The 18,586-nt window shown below is 70.3% G+C and carries 17 protein-coding genes and 1 pseudogene; 15 read left to right on the forward strand and 3 right to left on the reverse strand.

Annotated elements, in window-relative coordinates; all coding sequences use genetic code 11:
- Nucleotides 1-923: 923 nt before the first annotated feature.
- From folE to folK, 4 genes and pseudogenes are all read left to right on the forward strand, one after another.
- A pseudogene (gene folE / locus FCN18_RS18280) lies at nt 924-1,268 on the forward strand (GTP cyclohydrolase I); the annotation flags it as partial.
- A 35-nt stretch (nt 1,269-1,303) separates the two neighbouring features.
- The gene (folP, locus tag FCN18_RS18285) at nt 1,304-2,107 is read left to right on the forward strand and encodes a dihydropteroate synthase (protein WP_112264894.1); all 804 of its coding nucleotides are present in this window, start codon (nt 1,304-1,306) and stop codon (nt 2,105-2,107) included.
- Nucleotides 2,100-2,459, forward strand: a complete 360-nt coding sequence (gene folB, locus FCN18_RS18290; protein ID WP_112264892.1) for a dihydroneopterin aldolase — start codon at nt 2,100-2,102, stop codon at nt 2,457-2,459. Before folP ends, folB begins: the two co-directional genes overlap by 8 nt.
- Complete coding sequence (gene folK, locus FCN18_RS18295; protein ID WP_112264890.1) at nt 2,456-2,947, forward strand: 2-amino-4-hydroxy-6-hydroxymethyldihydropteridine diphosphokinase; 492 nt, start codon at nt 2,456-2,458, stop codon at nt 2,945-2,947. Before folB ends, folK begins: the two co-directional genes overlap by 4 nt.
- 161 nt (nt 2,948-3,108) lie before the next feature.
- Here the strand turns inward: folK and FCN18_RS18300 are convergent, their stop codons facing one another.
- Nucleotides 3,109-4,053 (reverse strand): MerR family transcriptional regulator, encoded by a 945-nt coding sequence (locus FCN18_RS18300; RefSeq protein ID WP_369973603.1) that lies wholly within the window; start codon nt 4,051-4,053, stop codon nt 3,109-3,111.
- Nucleotides 4,054-4,174: 121 nt separating this feature from the next.
- On the opposite strand from FCN18_RS18300, the gene FCN18_RS18305 reads away from it, so the two are divergent.
- The 9 genes from FCN18_RS18305 to FCN18_RS18345 all read left to right on the forward strand — a co-directional run bounded on the left by FCN18_RS18305 (nt 4,175) and on the right by FCN18_RS18345 (nt 13,053).
- Entirely contained in the window at nt 4,175-4,636 is a 462-nt protein-coding gene (locus FCN18_RS18305; protein ID WP_137095684.1) for a DUF3180 domain-containing protein, read from the forward strand.
- Between the two features lie 69 nt (nt 4,637-4,705).
- Nucleotides 4,706-6,385 carry a DUF6779 domain-containing protein gene (locus FCN18_RS18310; RefSeq protein ID WP_137095685.1) on the forward strand — a complete coding sequence of 560 codons (1,680 nt, stop codon included), beginning with the start codon at nt 4,706-4,708 and terminating at the stop codon, nt 6,383-6,385.
- A 91-nt stretch (nt 6,386-6,476) separates the two neighbouring features.
- The gene (locus tag FCN18_RS18315; RefSeq protein ID WP_112266596.1) at nt 6,477-7,571 is read left to right on the forward strand and encodes a PrsW family intramembrane metalloprotease; all 1,095 of its coding nucleotides are present in this window, start codon (nt 6,477-6,479) and stop codon (nt 7,569-7,571) included.
- 154 nt (nt 7,572-7,725) lie between these two features.
- A complete protein-coding gene (locus tag FCN18_RS18320; protein ID WP_112266595.1) occupies nt 7,726-8,622 on the forward strand; it encodes a Rossmann-like and DUF2520 domain-containing protein in 897 nt (298 codons plus the stop codon).
- Nucleotides 8,619-9,533, forward strand: a complete 915-nt coding sequence (gene panC, locus FCN18_RS18325) for a pantoate--beta-alanine ligase (protein ID WP_137095686.1) — start codon at nt 8,619-8,621, stop codon at nt 9,531-9,533. Before FCN18_RS18320 ends, panC begins: the two co-directional genes overlap by 4 nt.
- Nucleotides 9,534-9,545: 12 nt before the next feature.
- Nucleotides 9,546-10,046: an aspartate 1-decarboxylase gene (gene panD / locus FCN18_RS18330; protein ID WP_112264880.1), complete on the forward strand. Its 501-nt coding sequence runs from the start codon at nt 9,546-9,548 to the stop codon at nt 10,044-10,046.
- A gap of 163 nt (nt 10,047-10,209) precedes the next feature.
- Nucleotides 10,210-10,995: a type III pantothenate kinase gene (locus tag FCN18_RS18335; protein ID WP_112264878.1), complete on the forward strand. Its 786-nt coding sequence runs from the start codon at nt 10,210-10,212 to the stop codon at nt 10,993-10,995.
- Between the two features lie 66 nt (nt 10,996-11,061).
- Nucleotides 11,062-12,567, forward strand: coding sequence for a lysine--tRNA ligase (gene lysS / locus FCN18_RS18340; RefSeq protein WP_113643177.1), 1,506 nt, complete (start codon nt 11,062-11,064; stop codon nt 12,565-12,567).
- 138 nt (nt 12,568-12,705) lie between these two features.
- Entirely contained in the window at nt 12,706-13,053 is a 348-nt protein-coding gene (locus FCN18_RS18345; RefSeq protein WP_110343842.1) for a histone-like nucleoid-structuring protein Lsr2, read from the forward strand.
- Nucleotides 13,054-13,113: 60 nt separating this feature from the next.
- Here the strand turns inward: FCN18_RS18345 and FCN18_RS18350 are convergent, their stop codons facing one another.
- Nucleotides 13,114-13,911 carry an AraC family transcriptional regulator gene (locus FCN18_RS18350; RefSeq protein ID WP_113643176.1) on the reverse strand — a complete coding sequence of 266 codons (798 nt, stop codon included), beginning with the start codon at nt 13,909-13,911 and terminating at the stop codon, nt 13,114-13,116.
- 74 nt (nt 13,912-13,985) lie between these two features.
- Here FCN18_RS18350 and FCN18_RS18355 point away from each other — a divergent pair, with 74 nt between their 5' ends.
- A complete protein-coding gene (locus tag FCN18_RS18355; protein ID WP_137095687.1) occupies nt 13,986-14,567 on the forward strand; it encodes a TIGR03086 family metal-binding protein in 582 nt (193 codons plus the stop codon).
- Nucleotides 14,568-14,571: 4 nt separating this feature from the next.
- Here the strand turns inward: FCN18_RS18355 and FCN18_RS18360 are convergent, their stop codons facing one another.
- Nucleotides 14,572-15,408 carry a (2Fe-2S)-binding protein gene (locus FCN18_RS18360; RefSeq protein ID WP_112264872.1) on the reverse strand — a complete coding sequence of 279 codons (837 nt, stop codon included), beginning with the start codon at nt 15,406-15,408 and terminating at the stop codon, nt 14,572-14,574.
- Nucleotides 15,409-15,794: 386 nt separating this feature from the next.
- Between FCN18_RS18360 and FCN18_RS18365 the strand changes: the two genes are divergently transcribed.
- Nucleotides 15,795-18,347 (forward strand): ATP-dependent Clp protease ATP-binding subunit, encoded by a 2,553-nt coding sequence (locus FCN18_RS18365; RefSeq protein ID WP_112264871.1) that lies wholly within the window; start codon nt 15,795-15,797, stop codon nt 18,345-18,347.
- Nucleotides 18,348-18,586 lie beyond the last annotated feature (239 nt).

The raw sequence follows: 18,586 nt of genomic DNA on the forward strand, positions 1-18,586 counted from the left end.
CTCGTGAGGTCGAGGTCGGTGACAAGCTGTGGACCCTGGCCGGAGGCCGGGTCGAGGAGACCACCGTGGTCGGGATCAGCTCGCACCAGACGCGCGAGCTCGTCGAGGTGAAGACCTCTGGTGGGAGCTTCGTCGTGACCCCGGACCATCCGCTGGCGACGCCGGCTGGCTGGATGGAGGCCAAGGATGTCGAGGGCACGTTCATCGAGTGGACGTCAGCCAGGAAGCTGTGCCGGGACCGCTGGAGGCCCACCCTCGGTTACGACTTCGGCTACGTCGTCGGCAGTGTGTGTGCTGACGGGACCGTGGCGGAGCGGTACGTCTCGCTCGTCGTGAACGACCGCGACTACGCGAAGAAGTTCGCCGAGTCGCTGTACCGCGCCTTCGGTGTCGACGCCGAGCTCGAGCCGGTCGAGCGTCCCTCCGGTTACCTCGGGCGGCCCGTCCCGGGCTTCCGGGTCAGGGTCGTCTCGTCCTACCTCGCCGACCTGCTGAGGCAGTACGTCGGCGGCGATGCCCACCATATGAGGCAGCGGTTCCCGATGGTGGTGCTGAACGACCGGGAGACCTTCAACGGCTTCCTCGACGGGTACATCGACGGGGACGGCTGCCGCAGCAAGCAGAGTGCCGGCCAGATCGTGGTCAGCGGGAACACGGCGTTTCTCGAGGATCTCGCGACCGTGGTGGGTGCCCGTTTCACGCCGAAACTCGACCGGGCCTCGCACCTGTACATCGCGGACAGTTGGTTCCGGCGCCACGGTTTCCCCCAGGACGACTACGCGACGGACCTCATCGAGTCGGAGTACGTCGAGGTCGAGTCGGTCGAACCGGTGACGGCTACCGGCGCCAAGCCGTACACGGTTTACAGCTTCAAATGCGAGCCGCACCCGACGTTTTTGATCGCCGGTCATTTGACGCACAACTGTGAACACCATTTGGTGCCATTCCACGGCGTCGCGCATGTCGGTTACATTCCCAATTCACAGGGCAAGGTCACGGGACTGTCCAAACTGGCCCGGCTCGTCGACCTCTACGCCAAGCGTCCGCAGGTGCAGGAGCGGCTCACCTCGCAGATCGCCGACGCGCTCGACCGCAAGCTCAAGCCGCGCGGCGTGATCGTGATCGTCGAGGCCGAGCACCTGTGCATGTCGATGCGCGGCATTCGCAAGCCCGGTGCGCGCACCACCACGTCGGCCGTCCGTGGGTTGCTCAAGACCTCGGCCTCCTCGCGGGCGGAGGCGCTGGACCTCATCAAGGGCCGGCGGTGACCGCGCGGCTTCCCTCGCCGGGCAGGTGCGCCGTCATGGGCGTGCTGAACGTCACCCCGGACTCCTTTTCGGATGGTGGCCGGTACCTGAGCCGGGAGGACGCGCTCGCGCACGCACACGCGATGTGGCGGCGGGGCGCTGACATCATCGACATCGGCGGCGAGTCCACGCGGCCCGGTTCGCAGCGCGTCGACGCGGAGACCGAGACTGCGCGGGTGCTGCCCGTGGTGCGCGCGCTCGCCGCCGACGGGCTCGTCCTGTCCGTCGACACCACGCGTGCCGCCGTCGCCGCGGCCGCGATCGAGGCCGGCGCGCAGGTGATCAACGATGTCTCCGGAGGGCTCGCCGATCCGGACATGGCGAAGGTCGCCGCCGAGACGGGTGCGCCGTTCGTGCTGATGCACTGGCGCGGCCACAGCAAGGACATGAACGCGCTGGCCGAGTACAAGGACGTCGTCGCCGAGGTGCGCGACGAGCTGTGCGCGCGGGTCGACGACGCGCTCGCCGCGGGCGTCGCCACGGAGGCGATCGTGCTCGACCCGGGGCTCGGCTTCGCCAAGCGCGCCGAGCACGACTGGGCCCTGCTGCACAGCCTCGACGTGTTCCTCGACCTCGGCTTCCCGGTGCTGGTCGGGGCCTCGCGCAAACGTTTCCTCGGGCGGCTGCTGGCCGACGCCGAAGGCGAGCCGCGCCCGCCGTCCGGCCGCGAGGTCGCCACAGCGGCGGTGTCGGCGCTCGCCGCGCAGGCCGGCGCCTGGGGCGTGCGGGTGCACGACGTCGGCGCTTCGCTCGACGCCGTGAAGGTGGCCGCCGCCTGGCGGGAGGCGTCCGGTGGGTGACCGGATCACGCTGACCGGCCTCAAGGTCTTCGGCCGCCACGGCGTCTTCGACCACGAGAAGCGCGACGGGCAGGAGTTCGTCGTGGACGTCACGGCCTGGCTGAGCCTCGCGCGCGCAGCCGCGTCCGACGAACTGGCCGACACACTCCACTATGGCGAGCTGGCGCAGCTCGTGGCCGGCATCGTGGGCGGCGAGCCGTACGACCTCATCGAGAGCGTCGCGGGCCGGATCGCCGACGAGGTCATGGAGGACGAGCGGCTCTCCGCGGTCGAGGTGACCGTCCACAAGCCCTCGGCGCCGATCCCGCTCGACTTCGCCGACGTGGCCGTGACCGTCCGGCGTGACCGATGAGCAGGGCGGTCCTCTCGCTCGGCTCCAACCTCGGCGACCGGCTCGGCTACCTCCGACTTGCCGTCGACGGCCTTCGGGACGTGCTCGTCGCCGTGTCCGGGGTGTACGAGACGGCGCCGTGGGGCGTCGAGGACCAGCCTGACTTCCTAAACGCCGTCTGCGTCGTGGACGACCCCGCCCGCGACCACTGGGCGTGGCTGCGGAAAGGGCAGGAGCTGGAGCGCCAGGCCGAGCGAGTGCGGGAACAGCGCTGGGGCCCGCGCACGCTCGACGTCGACGTGGTCACCGTCGACGGTGTCCGCTCCGACGATCCCGAGCTGCTGCTGCCGCACCCCGGAACCGGCGACCGCGCGACCGTGCTGATCCCGTGGCTGGAGATCGACCCCGAGGCCGAAGTGCCCGGCAGGGGCAGGGCGGCCGACCTGCTCGCCGCCCTGCCGGAGCCCGACCGCGCCGGGGTCCGCCTCCGCGAGGACCTGATCCTCTAGTCCCCCCCCGCCGGAGGTTCGCCACATAATTCGGCGGCCCAGCTTCCCGCCGGCTGCGGTGCCGGTCCGCCCAAGTACGGCCCAGTACGAGGACGAACCGGCGCCTTGCCAGCGGAAACCTGGATCCACCGACTCAAGCAACAGACTTCCGGCGGAGGGCACTAGCCGATCGACGCGCGCACCGCGGCGACGATCCACTGCGCCGCTGCGTTCTGGCTGGGCACCGGCGGCCAGCCGTTGATGATCGCCATCAGCTGCCAGTACCGCTCGCCGCGCGGGTCGGCACCCGCCGCCAGCTGCTCGGCGAGCTTCGCGCGGTACTGCGGGGTGTCGGTCTCACCGTCTGCCCGCGAGAGCTGCGCGACGTCGTCGGCGAGCGCGCGCCCCTCCTCGCTGTCCGGCGGCAGGCCCGCGTCGAGCGCCGCCTGTGCCCGCTCGCTCCAGCCGCACCAGGCGTCCTTCTGGGCCTGCGAGAACGTGTCGATGTCCTGGCCCCTCGCGCGGCGCTCCGCCTGCTGCTCGCCCATGCCGCGGATGAGCGCGCGGAAGTCGGCGTCCTGCACCAGCTCCGCGAACTCCACCCACGCCTCGAGCTGCTCGGGCGAAGGGTCGTCGGGCAGCTCGGGCTTGGCCGAGCGCATGTGGGCGTAGAACTCGGAGTCCACGTCGAGGCCCTCGGTGACCTCGTCCCAGAACTCGTCGACGAGGCGCCTGCGCTCCTCGTCGGACATCGAAGCCAGTCTGTTCATCAGCTGCACCTCGTCCAGTTCGGATTGTCGTTTGGCGACCGCCCGCAGCACCGCCCTGCGCAGCCGCAGCACGCGGATCTGCTCGTCGAGCACCTCCAAGTGCTTGCTCGCGAGCGCTGAGATGCTCTCCGCCCGCGCCAGCACCTTGTCGACGTCGGCGAGCCCGATGCCCAGCTCGCGGAGCGTGCGCACCAGTTCGAGTCTCGCGAGCGCCTTGGCGTCGTAGAGCCGGTATCCGGCGTGGGTACGGTCGGTGGGAGGCAGCAGGCCCTCGTCGGAGTAGAACCGGATGGTCTTGACGGGCAGCCCGGTTCTCCTGGCCAGCTCCCCGATCGTGAACACGCTTACCCCCTGCACGACATCCAGGCTGCAGTCTCCAGCCTCTGGAGGGTCAAGCATCGCGCGCCACTGCAGTGAAGGCCACCTTGCCTGCGTTCAACGCAGGCAAGGTGGCCTTCACTGCCGCTACGGTGGGGGCATGCACTTCACTCGGCCACGGGAACTGCTCGTCGCCGGGGTGATCGGCCTCGGGCTGGTCTACTTCCTGTTCGAGGCGGCCTACGAGGCGATGCCGAGCCTGCCCACGCTGGCCGGCGCCACGTTGCTCGTCCTCGCCGTCGGCGAACTCGTCCTGGCGTTCGTGGTGCGCAACCGGATCCGCAGCGGCCGCGTGGTCACCGGCATCGGCATCGCGCGGGCGGTCGCGCTCGCCAAGGCGTCGTCGTTGCTCGGAGCCCTGATGCTCGGGGCCTGGCTCGCCGGTGTGGCCTATCTCGCGCCGCGCTCCGACGAGCTCACCGCCGCGTCCGACGACCTGCCCGCCGCGATCGTCGGCGCCGGTTGTGCCGCCGCGCTCATCGCCGCGGCTCTGTGGCTGGAGCACTGTTGTCGGGCACCGGAATCCCGTGATCATGATCGCGATCGGAGAGTGACCGGTTAACGCGCCAAAGCCACCGCTCGAAGTACCGACAAGGTCTCGGATGGATTACTAGAAGGTACGGTGTTGGGCATGACTGGCGTGGGTGACGACTCGCGCGGCCACTCTTCCGGTAGGCCGTGGCTGGCCGCGGGCTTCGCCCTCGCCATCGGCGCGACACTGGTCCTCGTTCTCACCGAGGATCTCAGATGGTTGCGGCTCGGGATCGTCGCGGCCCTCTGGGCGGCGTTGATCGGTGCGTTCGTCGCCGTGCGCTATCGCAAGCAGGCCGCCGCGACCGGAGAGGCCGCCGCGCAGGCGCAGGAGATCTACGAGCTGGAGCTGGAACGCGAGATCGCGGCCAGGCGTGAGTTCGAGCTGGAGATCGAGGCGGAGACGCGCGAACGTGTCGAGGAAGAGTCCCGTGAGGAGCTCGAGGCGCTGCGCAACGAGGTCACCGCGCTGCGGGAGAGCCTGCAGGCGCTCTTCGGCGGCGAGGTGCTGTGGGAGCGCGTCGCGCTCACCGCGCAGTCCACCCGCATGCGCTCGATCGGCGAGGAGGCGAGGATCGTCACCTCGGGCGAGCCGAACGGCAGCGTGCCCGCGCAGATCACGGCGGGCAAGAACGGCGCCGAGGTCGGCGAGCGGCCCACCGAGCTGATCACCCGGGTGCGGGACAAGGAGCCGGACGTCGTGCTGCGGCCGCCCCGGCGTCCGCAGCAGACGCCGCCCCCGAAGCCCAAGCCGCAGGAGCCGAAGACGGCGTTCGTGCCGAGGCCCGCGCGCCCCGTCGAGGAGAGCAGGCCATCCCAGCAGCCCGTCGAGCCGCCGCGTGCCGACCTGCCGACCCGGCGGGTCCGGCCCACCGGCCAGGCCGGTGCGTCCGCGGCCCGCGCGGCCAAGGCCGCCGAGCTGGCGCGAGCGGAGATGGCACGCGCGGAGCTTTCGCGCCCGCAGCAGCAGCCGGTCCGGAAACCCGCCGAGCGGCCCGTGGAACCTCCCGCCGAGCGATCGAGGCCAGAACAGCGCCCCGTCGCCGGGCGCCCGCCGCAGCAGCCAGAGCCGGCGAAACCGCAGCACGCGCCGCAGCGCCCCGAACCACGCCCCGAGCCGCTGCCGACGCGGCCCTCGATGGAGCCGCTGCGCAGGGGCAGGCCGGCGTCGAGCGTCGAGCCGCCGCAGCGCAAGCCCGCCAAGCCCGAGCCGCCCACGACCTACGCCAGGAGCGTCGACCCCGACTGGACGCCGGCCTGGGAGGCCGCCGACGAAACCCCGGAACCGGAGCCACCCGCGCGGCAGAAGGACACCGGTTCGCCCCGGGTCCCGCCGGAGCCCGCCGGGCAGCCGGAGCCCGTCACGGAGCCCGAGCCCGGCAAGGAGCCGGAGCCCGCTGAGACGGTCCTCAACCCGACGTTGCCGCCCGAGATCCGCGACCTCCAGGGCCGTTCCGGTGGGCGCAGGCGCAAGGCCGACCACGACGAGGAGCCGGTGAGCCGACGGCGCGGCGGCGACGGCGACTCCAGTGGCGGCAGGCGGCGCAGGGCCGAAGGGGACCCGCCGTGGCAGGGCTTCACGGCCTCGGAGCCAGGCGAGTCGGGGCGGCGCAGGGCCAGGCAGGAGACCAACGGCTCCAGCGGTGGCGGCAGGCGCAGGGCTCCCGAGCCCGCCGAGCCGAGCGGGTCCCACGCCGAAGGCAAGTCGGTGAGCGAGCTGCTCGCGGCACACGGGTCGAGTGACTCGTCGCCGCGCAGGCGGCGTCGTGCCGAGGACTGACGGCCGCCGACGCTAGGGTGCCCGCGTGAGCGGACCCATCACCAGCCGGCCCGTCAAGCACCTGCGCCGGCACACGCCCCGCAGGATCACCGTGCTGCTGCCGGTCGTCGGCCTGGTCGGCGTCGCGTTGTGCGGGCTGCTCGTGGTGGCGTTCGCGACGGTCAGAGTCGGCGTGCTCGCCGTGGTGATCGGGGTGATCGCCGCGGTCGTGCCGGTGGCCGTCGTCACCGCGGCGTTCCTCTGGATCGACCGCTGGGAGCCCGAGCCCGCGAAGCTCTTGCTGCTCACGTTCCTGTGGGGCGCGTGCGTCGCGACGCTCTCGGCGCTGCTGATCAACGACACCGCCGAGACGGTCGGTGACCTGCTGCTCGGTTCCGGCAACGGCGGCAAGGTGAGCGCCGTGGTCTCGGCGCCGTTGGTCGAGGAGCTCATGAAGGCCGTGCCCGTGGTGGTGATCCTCTGGCGGCGCTCGCACGAGTTCGACGGCGTGGTCGACGGGATCGTCTACGCCGGGTTCAGCGCGGCCGGGTTCGCGTTCACCGAGAACATCTACTACTTCGGCAGGGCATTCGCCGAGCAGGGCTTCGGCGACGGGCTGAGCTCTGGCGTCGTCGCCGCGTTCATCCTGCGCGGGGTGCTCTCGCCGTTCGCCCACCCGTTGTTCACGGTGCTCACCGGCATCGGCCTCGGCATCGCCGCGCAGACCCACGGCAGGACGCTGCGGGTCCTGCTGCCGCTCGCCGCCTACGTGGCCGCGGTCTGCCTGCACGCGCTGTGGAACGCCTCGGCGGTCCTCGGCGGGGCCACCGCGTTCCTCAACGTCTACTTCCTGATCATGGTGCCGATGTTCGTCGGCGTGTTCCTGCTCGTGCTGTGGCAGCGGCGCCGTGAGCAGCGGATCATCGCCGCCGCGCTGCCGAGCATGGCCGCCGCGGGATGGATCGCGAGGTCCGAGATCGATCTGCTCGCCGATCTGAACGAGCGGCGCCGGTGGCGGCGGCAGGCGCGCAGGGAGTCGGGCCGCGCCGCGGCGAGGGCCGTCGCGGAGTACCAGGCGGGTGTCACGGAGCTGGCGTTCCTGCGGCGCAGGCCGTTCAGCGAGGAGCGTCAGCAGGAGCTGGTCGACGTGGTGCGGGCCAGCCGCGCCGAGGCGGTCCGGCTCGCCACGGCGGGCCGGACGGGGTGACCCGGGCCGGGTGAAGCTCGTCACCTGGTGGCCGTTACCGGCGCGTTCGGAGGCTACTCTCGCGCCGTCGTCTGGTACCCGCGACCGAAGAGCGGGACTGGAACGAGCTTGGGAGTTTGACCATGAGCGTCCGTTGGCGTGCGCGATGACCGCGATGGCACGGCCCGCCCGGCTTTCGGTGGGCGTCGTTTCCGCGGGCAGGGTCGGCAGCGTGCTGGGCGCGGCGCTGACCAGGGCGGGCCACACGGTGGTCGCCGCCTCGGGTGTTTCCGACGCCTCCGTCCGGCGCGCGGAGCGGCTGCTGCCCGGTGTTCCCCTCCTTCCGCCCGACGAGGTCGCGCGGCGCGCCGACCTGGTGCTGCTCGCGCTGCCGGACGACGCGCTCGGGCCCATGACGGGCGGCCTCGCCAAGACTGGTGCCCTGCGGGCTGGCCAGATCGTGGTGCACACCTCGGGTGCGCACGGCATCGGCATCCTGAGCCCTGCCACCGAACTCGGGGCGCTCCCACTGGCCCTGCACCCGGTTCTGACGTTCACGGGCCGCGAGGAGGACCTGGAGCGGCTGGCCACGTGCAGCGTGGGCGTCACCGCCGCTGAGGGCGACGAGGCGGCCTGGAACGTGGGCGAGGCGCTGACGGTCGAGATGGGCGCCGAGCCGGTGCGGATTTCGGAGGCCGCCAGGCCGCTCTACCACGCCGCGCTCGCCCACGGCGCCAACCACCTGATCACGCTCGTGGCCGACAGTGTTGAATTGCTGCGGGCGGGCGGTGTGCGCAATGCCGAACGCCTGCTCGCCCCGCTGCTGTCCGCCGCGCTGGACAACGTGCTGCGGCACGGAGACCGCGCCCTGACCGGCCCGGTCGCACGGGGCGACGCCGGTACGGTCGCCAAGCACCTCGCCGTGCTGGCGGACGAGGCGCCGGACGTGGCCGCCACGTACGCCACGCTCGCGCGCAGGACCGCCGCCAGGGCCACCGCCGCCGGACTGCTCGGCGCCGACGCGGCGGCCGAGCTCCACGAACTCCTCGACAACGGACGTGAAACCCCATGACAGCCCCGAAGTTCACCCGAGGAACGCTCAACACCTATCGCGCGCCGTCCGACGTCACGAAGGTGACGGCGGCGCTGCGCGCGGTCGGCCGGAAGGTCGCGCTGGTTCCCACGATGGGCGCTCTGCACGCGGGGCATCGCGAGCTGCTGCGCAGGGCAAAGCGGCTGCCCAACACCGTGGTGGCCGCGTCGATCTTCGTGAACCCCCTGCAGTTCGGGGACGGCGAGGACTTCGAGGCGTACCCGAGGCCGCTGGAGCGTGACCTCGAGGTGCTCGAGGAGATGGGCGTCGAGATCGCGTTCACGCCGCAGGCGGACGACCTCCACGCCGAGGACGCGAGCGTCACCGTGCAGCCAGGTTCGCTGGGCGACGAGCTGGAGGGCGCGTCGCGGCCCGGCCACTTCGCGGGCGTGCTCACGGTGGTGTCCAAGCTGTTCAACATCGTCAGGCCGCACTACGCGCTGTTCGGGGAGAAGGACTACCAGCAGCTCGTGTTGATCAAGAAGATGGTGCGGGACCTGGATTTCGACACGCGCGTGCTGGGCGTGCCCACGGTGCGGGAGGCCGACGGGCTCGCGCTCTCCTCGCGCAATGTCTACCTTTCCGAGCCGGAGCGCGAGCAGGCCGTGGTGCTTTCGTCCGCGCTCGTCGCCGGTGCCCACGCGGGACGGCTCGGTGCCGAGGCCGTGCTCGACGCCGCGGGGCAGACGCTCGCCGCCCGGCCCGAGGTCGAGGTGGACTACCTGGAACTGCGGGGAACCGACCTGGGGCCCGCGCCCGTCGATGGGGAGGCACGGTTGTTGATCGCCGCGAGGGTCGGCAAGACCCGGTTGATCGACAACGTCGCCGTGTTGCTCGGCGCCGCCGCCGAGTACGGCTCACAATTGTCCACTGAGGACGCAGGGGTATAGAGGGAGTCCCGGATGTACCGCACGATGCTGAAGTCGAAGATCCACAGAGCCACGGTGACGCAGGCAGACCTGCACTACGTCGGCTCGGTCACGGTCGACGAGGAGCTCATGGAGGCCGCCGACCTGTTGCCCGGCGAGCAGGTGTGCATTGTGGACATAACCAACGGTGCGCGGCTGGAGACCTATGTCATCAAGGGCGAGCGGGGCAGCGGCGTCATCGGGATCAACGGTGCCGCCGCACACCTGGTGCACCCCGGTGACCTGGTGATCCTGATCGCCTACGGGCAGATGGACTCCGCCGAGGCGGCGTCGTTCGAGCCGAAGATCGTGTTCGTCGACGCCGACAACCGCATCGTCAACCTCGGCAGCGACCCCACTGAGGCGCCCGACGGCACCGGCCTCGTCAGCGGCGCGCTGCCGATCGGCCCGCAGGTAGGAGAGCCGCAGGCGTTCCCGGTGGCGGAGACCGTCGACGCCGCCCGCCTGGACGCCCTCCTGCACGCGGAGAGCTAATGCTCCTTCCAGAAAGGTTCAGCACGGCTCTCCGCGGCCCAACTGCCGGTCGGCCGCGTTGCGGAAGCGCCCAAGTGTGTCCAACACGGGGACGCTCCCGCGCCTTGCCGACGAACACCTGGATCCACGGATAACCCCACCATCCTCCCGCGAAGGGACACTATTGCTCCTCACCGTCGACATCGGCAACACGAACATCGTGCTCGGCCTCTACTCGGGGAGGGGCGAGTCCGCCGAGCTCGTTCGTGACTGGCGGATGCGCACCGACGCGCGGATGACCGCCGACGAACTGGCGCTCACCATGCGCGGGCTGCTCGGCCAGTACGCCGACTCGGTGAGCGGCATCAGCGCGTTGTCGACGGTTCCCGCCGTCCTGCGCGAGCTGCGCGTGATGCTCGGCAGGTACTACCCGAGGGTGCCGAAGATCGTGGTGGAGCCCGGCGTGCGTACCGGAGTCCCGCTGCTGGTCGACAACCCGAAGGAGGTGGGCGGCGACCGGCTGGTGAACACGCTGGCCGCGCACCACCTGCACAACACCGCGTGCGTGGTGGTGGATTTCGGTACGTCCACCAACGTCGACGCCATCTCCGCCAGGGGTGAGTTCCTCGGCGGGGCGTTCGCTCCGGGCATCGAGATCTCGGTCGACGCACTGGCGGCGCGTGCGGCCGCACTGCGCAAGGTGGAGCTGGTGCCGCCGCGCTCGGTGATCGGAAAGAACACCGTGGAATGCCTGCAGTCCGGCATCGTCTTCGGTTTCGCCGGGCAGGTAGACGGCCTCGTGCGGCGCATCGCGCGCGAGCTCGCAGGCGATTCGGGCGAGCGCGTCGAGGTGATCGCGACCGGCGGCCTTGCGCCGCTCGTGCTGAGCGAGTCGGAGACGATCACCGAGCACCGGCCGGAGCTGACGTTGCTGGGCCTGCGGCTGGTCTACGAGCGCAACGTGCGCTGAGGCCGACCCCGCGGAACGGGTAACCGGTGTGCACGGCTCGCACGGGTGTTCGTACCCTAAGGCCCCATGAGCGAATTCCCGGAGCAGCCCACGAGCGAGGACGACCTGCCGGAGCAGATGCGGGTGCGCCGGGACAAGCGGGATCGGATCCTGGCCGCGGGCGTCGAGCCCTATCCCGTCGAGGTGCCGCGCACCCACACGCTGGCCGAGGTCCGCGCCGCACACCCCGACCTGCCCGCCGACACGCAGACGGGCGAGCAGGTGGGCGTCACCGGACGCGTCATGTTCCTGCGCAACACCGGCAAGCTGTGCTTCGCCACGCTGCGTGAGGGCGACGGCACGGAGCTGCAGGCGATGCTGAGCCTCGCGAAGGTCGGCGAGGAGGCTCTCGCCGCGTGGAAGTCCGACGTCGACCTCGGCGACCACGTCTTCGTGCGGGGCGAGGTGATCACGTCCAAGCGCGGTGAGCTGTCCGTGTTCGCCGACAGCTGGCAGCTCACGGCCAAGGCGCTGCGCCCGCTGCCGGTCGCGCACAAGGAACTCTCCGAGGAGACCAGGGTCCGGCAGCGTTATGTCGACCTGATTCTGCGGCCGAAGGCCCGTGACGTGGTGCGCACGCGCGCGACGGTTCTGCGTGCGCTGCGCGATGCTTTTCACCGGCGTGGATTCACCGAGGTGGAGACGCCGATGCTGCAGACGCTTCACGGTGGCGCGTCCGCGCGGCCTTTCGTGACACATTCCAACGCGTTCGACATGGATCTGTACCTGCGTATCGCGCCGGAGCTGTATCTCAAGCGCTGCGTGGTCGGCGGTATCGAGAAGGTCTTCGAGATCAACCGCAACTTCCGGAATGAGGGCAGCGACTCGTCCCATTCGCCCGAGTTCGCGATGCTCGAATACTACGAAGCCTATGCGACGTACGACACAATCGGCGTGCTGACCCGGCAGCTGGTGCAGGAAGCGGCCGAGGCCGCATTCGGTTCCCAGGTCGCCACGCTCGCCGACGGAAGCGAGTACGACCTCTCCGGCGAGTGGGCCGCAATCACAATGTACGGTTCGCTCTCCGATGCGCTCGGTGAGGAAGTGACCCCGGAAACGTCGGTCGAGAAACTGCGCGCGTTCGCCGAGTCGCGCGGGCTGCAGGTCGACCCGAAGCTGGGGCACGGCAAGCTCGTCGAAGAACTGTGGGAGCACCTCGTGGGCGACCACCTCGTGGCCCCGACATTCGTGCGTGACTTCCCGGTGGAAACGTCCCCGCTGACCCGGCAGCACCGCACCCAGGAGGGCGTGGCCGAGAAGTGGGACCTCTATGTACGGGGCTTTGAGCTGGCCACGGGTTACTCCGAGCTGGTCGACCCCGTCGTGGAGCGGGAAAGGCTTACCGAGCAGGCCCGGCTCGCCGCGAAGGGTGACAGCGAGGCCATGCGCCTGGACGAGGATTTCCTGCGTGCGCTTGAGTACGGAATGCCACCGACCGGCGGCGCGGGAATGGGAGTCGACCGGCTGCTGATGGCACTCACCGGCCTCGGTATCCGGGAGACGATCCTCTTCCCGCTGGTCCGTCCCGAATAACTGTGGTCGATACATCTGTATCCGCAGATGTTGATTTGCCTTTGCTCCTGGCAACGGGTATTAATGTCTGAAGTCAAAGGCTTTTGACCGGGCGTGGCGACCACGCGATCTATCGCCGGCTTTAAAACAGGAGGAACCATGGCGCAGAAGGTCCTTGTCTCCCTCGTGGACGATCTGGACGGGTCAGAGGCCGAGGAGACCGTCGAGTTCGGTCTTGACGGGGTGAGCTACGAGATCGATCTTTCGGCGGAAAACGCCGAAGAATTGCGGGATGCGCTGGCCCAGTATGTCGAGCACGCGCGCCGGGCCGGTGGCCGGAAGCGGGCGGGCCGCCCTGCCGCCGTCAAGGCGCCGGGTCGTTCGGCGGCGGTCGACCGCGAACAGAATCAGGCCATTCGCGCGTGGGCGAGGAAGAACGGTTTCGAGGTTTCCGACCGCGGCCGCATCCCTTCGGAAGTCGTCGACGCCTATCACCGCAAAAACTGAAATAGCAGTTTCACTGAATTCATGGCGGCGGCCTCCCGCATTGTCGGGAAGGCCGCCGCTTCATGCCGGGCCCGCCGTCCGCTGCGTGCGGGCATAACGCGCCGGGGAGGTGCCCACGACCGTGGTGAAGTCCCGGACGAAGTGCGCCTGGTCGCTGTAGCCCAGCTCGTTCGCGAGCCGCGCGTGGCCGAGCCCCGGGTCGTCGGCGATGCGCCGCGCCGCGTCGTTCAGCCGGTGCACCCGGATCGCCCACTTCGGGCTCACCCCGATCTGGTCCGCGAACAGCCGTTGCAGCGTCCGCACCGAGAGCCCGGTGGCGTCGGCCAGCGCGTCGACCCTGGTGAGTAGGGGATCGCTCGCGATCAGCCGGACGACCTCACGGGCCTGCGCCCCGGCTGCGTCCAGTTCGGGCACGTCCTTGCCCAGCAGTTCGTCGGTGAGGCGGACCATCTCGCCGGTGGCCCTGGCCGCGAGCACGGCTGCCTCGGTCTCGACGGCCTGGGGGCCGAAGACGTCGGCCAGCGGGAGCGTTCGTTCGTCAGGGGGCCTGCCCGCGAACGAGCGGAAACAGCCGGGGTGGAACCGCACGCCGAGCACCTGGTCGCGGCCCTCGAGCAGGTAGGAGAACACCTCGCGGCTCGGCCCCCACACGCCGGAGGCCGCGCGCGAGAACGAGACGTGTACCGAGAGGTTCGGCAGGACCCGCTGGCGATGGGGCGGCCTGCCGCGCAGGTCCCAGCGGACTATCCAGTAGTACCGCACGAACGGGCGCAGCGGCTCGGCCGGCTCGTGGCGGGTCAGCTCGAACGTGCTCGCCGCCGTCCGCTCGTCGAGGATTCCCTGCGCAATGCGTTCCACAGGCCGACGGTAACGGCGACCACTGACGCTTTTCTTCAAGACGAGACCTGTCGGGGGCCGGTGGAATGGGCGCCATGCCCGACCTGAGGGAACCGATCCGGATCGCCGCCGCCGACCTGTGCGACGTGGTGCGGGGTGTGCGCGCCGACCAGCTGGCCGAGCCCACGCCGTGCGAGAGCTACGACGTGCGAGGCCTGCTCAACCACCTCCTGTACTGGGGCCCCGCCCTGCTGGCGGCCGCGCGCAAGAGCGAGGTGCCCGCCCGCTCGTGCGACGAGGAGTCGGCCGCGCTCGCGACCGGTGACTGGGCGCAGCGGCTGGTGAAGCAGACGGAGGAACTGGCCGACGCGCTGGGGGAGCCCTCGGCGTTGGAGGGCGTCACGTCGATGGGCGCCGGGGACCTGCCGGCCCGGATGGTCGGAGAGATGGTGCTGTGCGAGTTCGTGTTGCACGGCTGGGACCTCGCGCGTGCGACAGGCGGGCGGCTGCGGCGGGCGGACGAGACCGGCCCCTCGGCCGAGCTGGTGATGCGGGGCATGGCCGAGCAGGGGCGCAGCATGCGGGTGTTCGGTGAGGAGGTGCCCGTCCCGGCGTCGGCGCCACCGCTCCACCGGGCGCTGGGGCTCTCCGGCCGCTCGCCGGACTGGGCGGCGTGAGGCGTCAGCGCGGCCGGGGACCGAGGCGCGGGCAGTCCGTGCACTCGGAGCGGCCGGGCAGCAGATAGGTGAAGCAGCAGCTCTCGCGGCGGCGGCACCATGCGCGGCGGCCCGCCTCGTCCGTTGCCATGCGCAGCGTCGAGGCCGAGGTCAGCGGTGTGAACCTCGATTCGAGCACGAGTGCCGCGTCGGCGACCCCGGCGCCCTCGTCGCCGCCATCGAGTCCCGCCCACCAGAGGCAGGCGTCCAGCGCGTCCGTGGCGCCGGCCCACAGCATGCGCGTGCTGAGCGGGCTGATCGGGGCGTATGCGCGCACGAACCGCGCGGCGTGCGCCGTGTAGCGGGCCCTCAGCACGGCCGCGAGCGCGCGTTCGTCGGCCACGACGGTCGCCTCGGGCCGCCCTGCGCCGGGGTCGAACGGCAGGCAGTAGAAGGAGGTGCCCAGCACCGCGATGCCCGTCGGGTCGGGCCGCCCGTCCGGCGCGATGCGCACGCCCAGCTCCTCGGGCCGCAGCGACGGAACGCGGCGCTCGTGGTGCAGCAGGAGCGCTCCCGCGTAGGCGGGTACCCGCAGGTACCAGGACATGACGTAGCTCGCGGTGGTGCGCGGCGGCGCGTCGCCGTACTCCTCGCGGAGCCAGTCGGTGAGCGCGAGGCACCACGCGGCGAGCCCGCGCGGGTGGGCGAGCAGGTCGGAGCAGCGTTGCCAGCCGTCGGCGGGCAGGTCGGTGCGGAGCTCGACCCGGTCCTGGAGCCCGGCCGCTCTCGTGAGCGAGCCCGACAACGCGTCGAGCTCGGCGCGAGTGTGTCGAGCATCACGAAAGGACCGGTCGACGGTCACGCACAGCCTCCGCTTGCTCCATCCGGGTGTTAGGTCTGCCTTACCTTACCGCTGTCCGGGTGGTTCGCCAGTGCCGCTCCCCGTTCGTGGGAATGTCGCGTGGCACCTGTTCGCGGTGAGCGGACAAGAATCCGCAACCGGAATCCCGGCGGGGCCCCCTGCGTTGTGCCAGACGTCAGCAGCCAGCAACAAACGGACTGTGTGTCAGGTCTTGGCCGGGCTCGAGGCCGATCAGAAGCCGACCTTGGGCGGGGTGCATTCCGCCGTAGTGGTAGGCCGACACGTGCGCCTGGCTACTACAGTGGTCTCACGGTGCCGAACTCATTGCCGGAATAGTCCGTTGGTGATGAGATCGGGCCGCCGGCGCAGCAGTCGAGGGAGTGGGAATGTTCGAGAGGTTCACCGACCGCGCGAGGCGGGTGGTTGTCCTGGCCCAGGAAGAGGCCCGGATGCTCAACCACAACTACATCGGCACCGAACACATCCTCCTGGGCTTGATCCACGAGGGTGAAGGTGTCGCCGCCAAGGCGCTGGAGTCGCTGGGTATCGCGCTGGAGGGCGTCCGCCAGCAGGTCGAGGAGATCATCGGCCAGGGGCAGCAGGCCCCGAGCGGGCACATTCCCTTCACGCCGCGTGCCAAGAAGGTGCTGGAGCTGTCGCTGCGCGAGGCGCTGCAGCTCGGCCACAACTACATCGGCACGGAGCACATCCTGCTCGGCCTCATCCGTGAGGGTGAGGGCGTGGCGGCGCAGGTGCTCGTCAAGCTCGGCGCAGACCTCAACCGGGTTCGCCAGCAGGTGCTGCAGCTGCTCTCCGGCTACCAGGGCAAGGAGCCGGCCGAGGCGGGCGCAGGCCGTGGCGAAGGCACCCCGTCGTCCTCGCTCGTGCTCGACCAGTTCGGCCGCAACCTGACCGCGTCCGCGCGGGAGGGCAAGCTCGACCCGGTCATCGGTCGCGGCAAGGAGATCGAGCGCGTCATGCAGGTGCTGTCGCGCCGCACCAAGAACAACCCGGTCCTCATCGGCGAGCCCGGCGTCGGCAAGACGGCCGTCGTCGAGGGGCTGGCCCAGAACATCGTCAAGGGCGAGGTGCCCGAGACCCTGAAGGACAAGCAGCTCTACACCCTCGACCTCGGGTCGCTGGTGGCGGGCTCCCGCTACCGCGGTGACTTCGAAGAGCGCCTCAAGAAGGTCCTCAAGGAGATCAAGACCCGCGGCGACATCATCCTGTTCATCGACGAGCTGCACACGCTCGTGGGTGCGGGTGCCGCCGAGGGCGCGATCGACGCGGCGAGCATCCTCAAGCCGATGCTGGCCCGTGGCGAGCTGCAGACGATCGGCGCCACCACGCTCGAGGAGTACCGCAAGTACATCGAGAAGGACGCCGCGCTGGAGCGCCGCTTCCAGCCGATCCAGGTCGGCGAGCCGTCGCTCGAGCACACGATCGAGATCCTCAAGGGCCTGCGTGACCGGTACGAGGCGCACCACCGCGTCTCGATCACCGACTCGGCGCTGGTCGCGGCCGCCACGCTGGCCGACCGCTACATCAACGACCGGTTCCTGCCGGACAAGGCGATCGACCTGATCGACGAGGCAGGCGCCCGCATGCGCATCCGCCGCATGACCGCTCCGCCGGACCTGCGCGAGTTCGACGAGAAGATCGCCGACGTCCGCAGGGAGAAGGAGTCGGCCATCGACGCTCAGGACTTCGAGCGGGCCGCGCGCCTGCGCGACGAGGAGAAGACCCTCCTCGGCCAGAAGACCGAGCGGGAGAAGCAGTGGAAGGACGGCGACCTCGACGTCGTCGCCGAGGTCGACGACGAGCAGATCGCCGAGGTACTGGCCAACTGGACCGGCATCCCGGTGTTCAAGCTCACCGAGGAGGAGACCACGCGTCTGCTCCGCATGGAGACCGAGCTGCACAAGCGGATCATCGGCCAGGAGGACGCGGTCAAGGCCGTGTCGCAGGCCATCCGCCGTACCCGCGCCGGCCTGAAGGACCCGAAGCGCCCGTCCGGCTCGTTCATCTTCGCCGGCCCGTCCGGTGTCGGTAAGACCGAGCTGTCCAAGGCGCTGGCGAACTTCCTGTTCGGTGAGGACGACGCGCTCATCCAGATCGACATGGGTGAGTTCCACGACCGCTACACCGCCTCGCGGCTGTTCGGTGCCCCTCCGGGCTACGTCGGCTACGAGGAGGGCGGCCAGCTCACCGAGAAGGTGCGTCGCAAGCCGTTCTCCGTGGTCCTCTTCGACGAGATCGAGAAGGCCCACCAGGAGATCTACAACACCCTCCTGCAGGTGCTGGAGGACGGGCGGCTCACCGACGGTCAGGGCCGCACGGTCGACTTCAAGAACACGGTGCTGATCTTCACCTCGAACCTGGGCACGCAGGACATCTCCAAGTCCGTGAGCCTCGGCTTCTCTTCCGGCAGCGACGAGGGATCGCGCTACGAGAAGATGAAGCAGAAGGTCAACGAGGAGATGAAGAAGCACTTCCGGCCGGAGTTCCTCAACCGCATCGACGACATCATCGTCTTCCACCAGCTCACGCAGGAGCAGATCATCGAGATGGTGGACCTGATGGCGACGCGGGTGGAGACCCAGCTCAGGGCCAAGGACATGGAGCTGGAGCTGACCGACCGGGCCAAGGCCCTGCTCGCGAAGCGCGGGTTCGACCCGGTGCTCGGTGCCCGTCCGCTGCGCCGCACCATCCAGCGGGAGATCGAGGACCAGCTGTCCGAGAAGATCCTGTTCGGCGAGGTGCAGCCCGGCCAGATCATCATCGTGGACGTCGAGGGCTGGGAGCCCGGCGACGACAAGGACGACAAGGCCAGGTTCGTCTTCCGCGGTGAGGCCAAGCCGATGGACGTGCCCGACGCTCCTCCGGTGAGCATCGCCGCCGCGGGCGGCGACGACGCCGGCGAGGCCGAGAAGGAGTAACCGCCGCAGACCGCTGCGACGCGAACGGCGCCCCTGTGCACTGCGCAGGGGCGCCGTTTCGCATGTGACCCCCAACGAACCGCGCGAGTCCCCCGCTCCGGTCCGCGAGTCCCCCGCTCGGGTGCGTGAGTTGCCCGCTCGGGTGCGCGAGTTGCCCGCTGGGGCCTGCGAGTCCCCCGCTCGGGTCTGCGAGTTGCCCGTTCGGGTGCGCGAGTTGCCCGTTCGGGTCCAGCGAGTCC

It is taken from the genome of Prauserella endophytica (genome assembly GCF_005146945.1).
In the GTDB taxonomy this organism is placed as follows: domain Bacteria; phylum Actinomycetota; class Actinomycetes; order Mycobacteriales; family Pseudonocardiaceae; genus Prauserella_A; species Prauserella_A endophytica.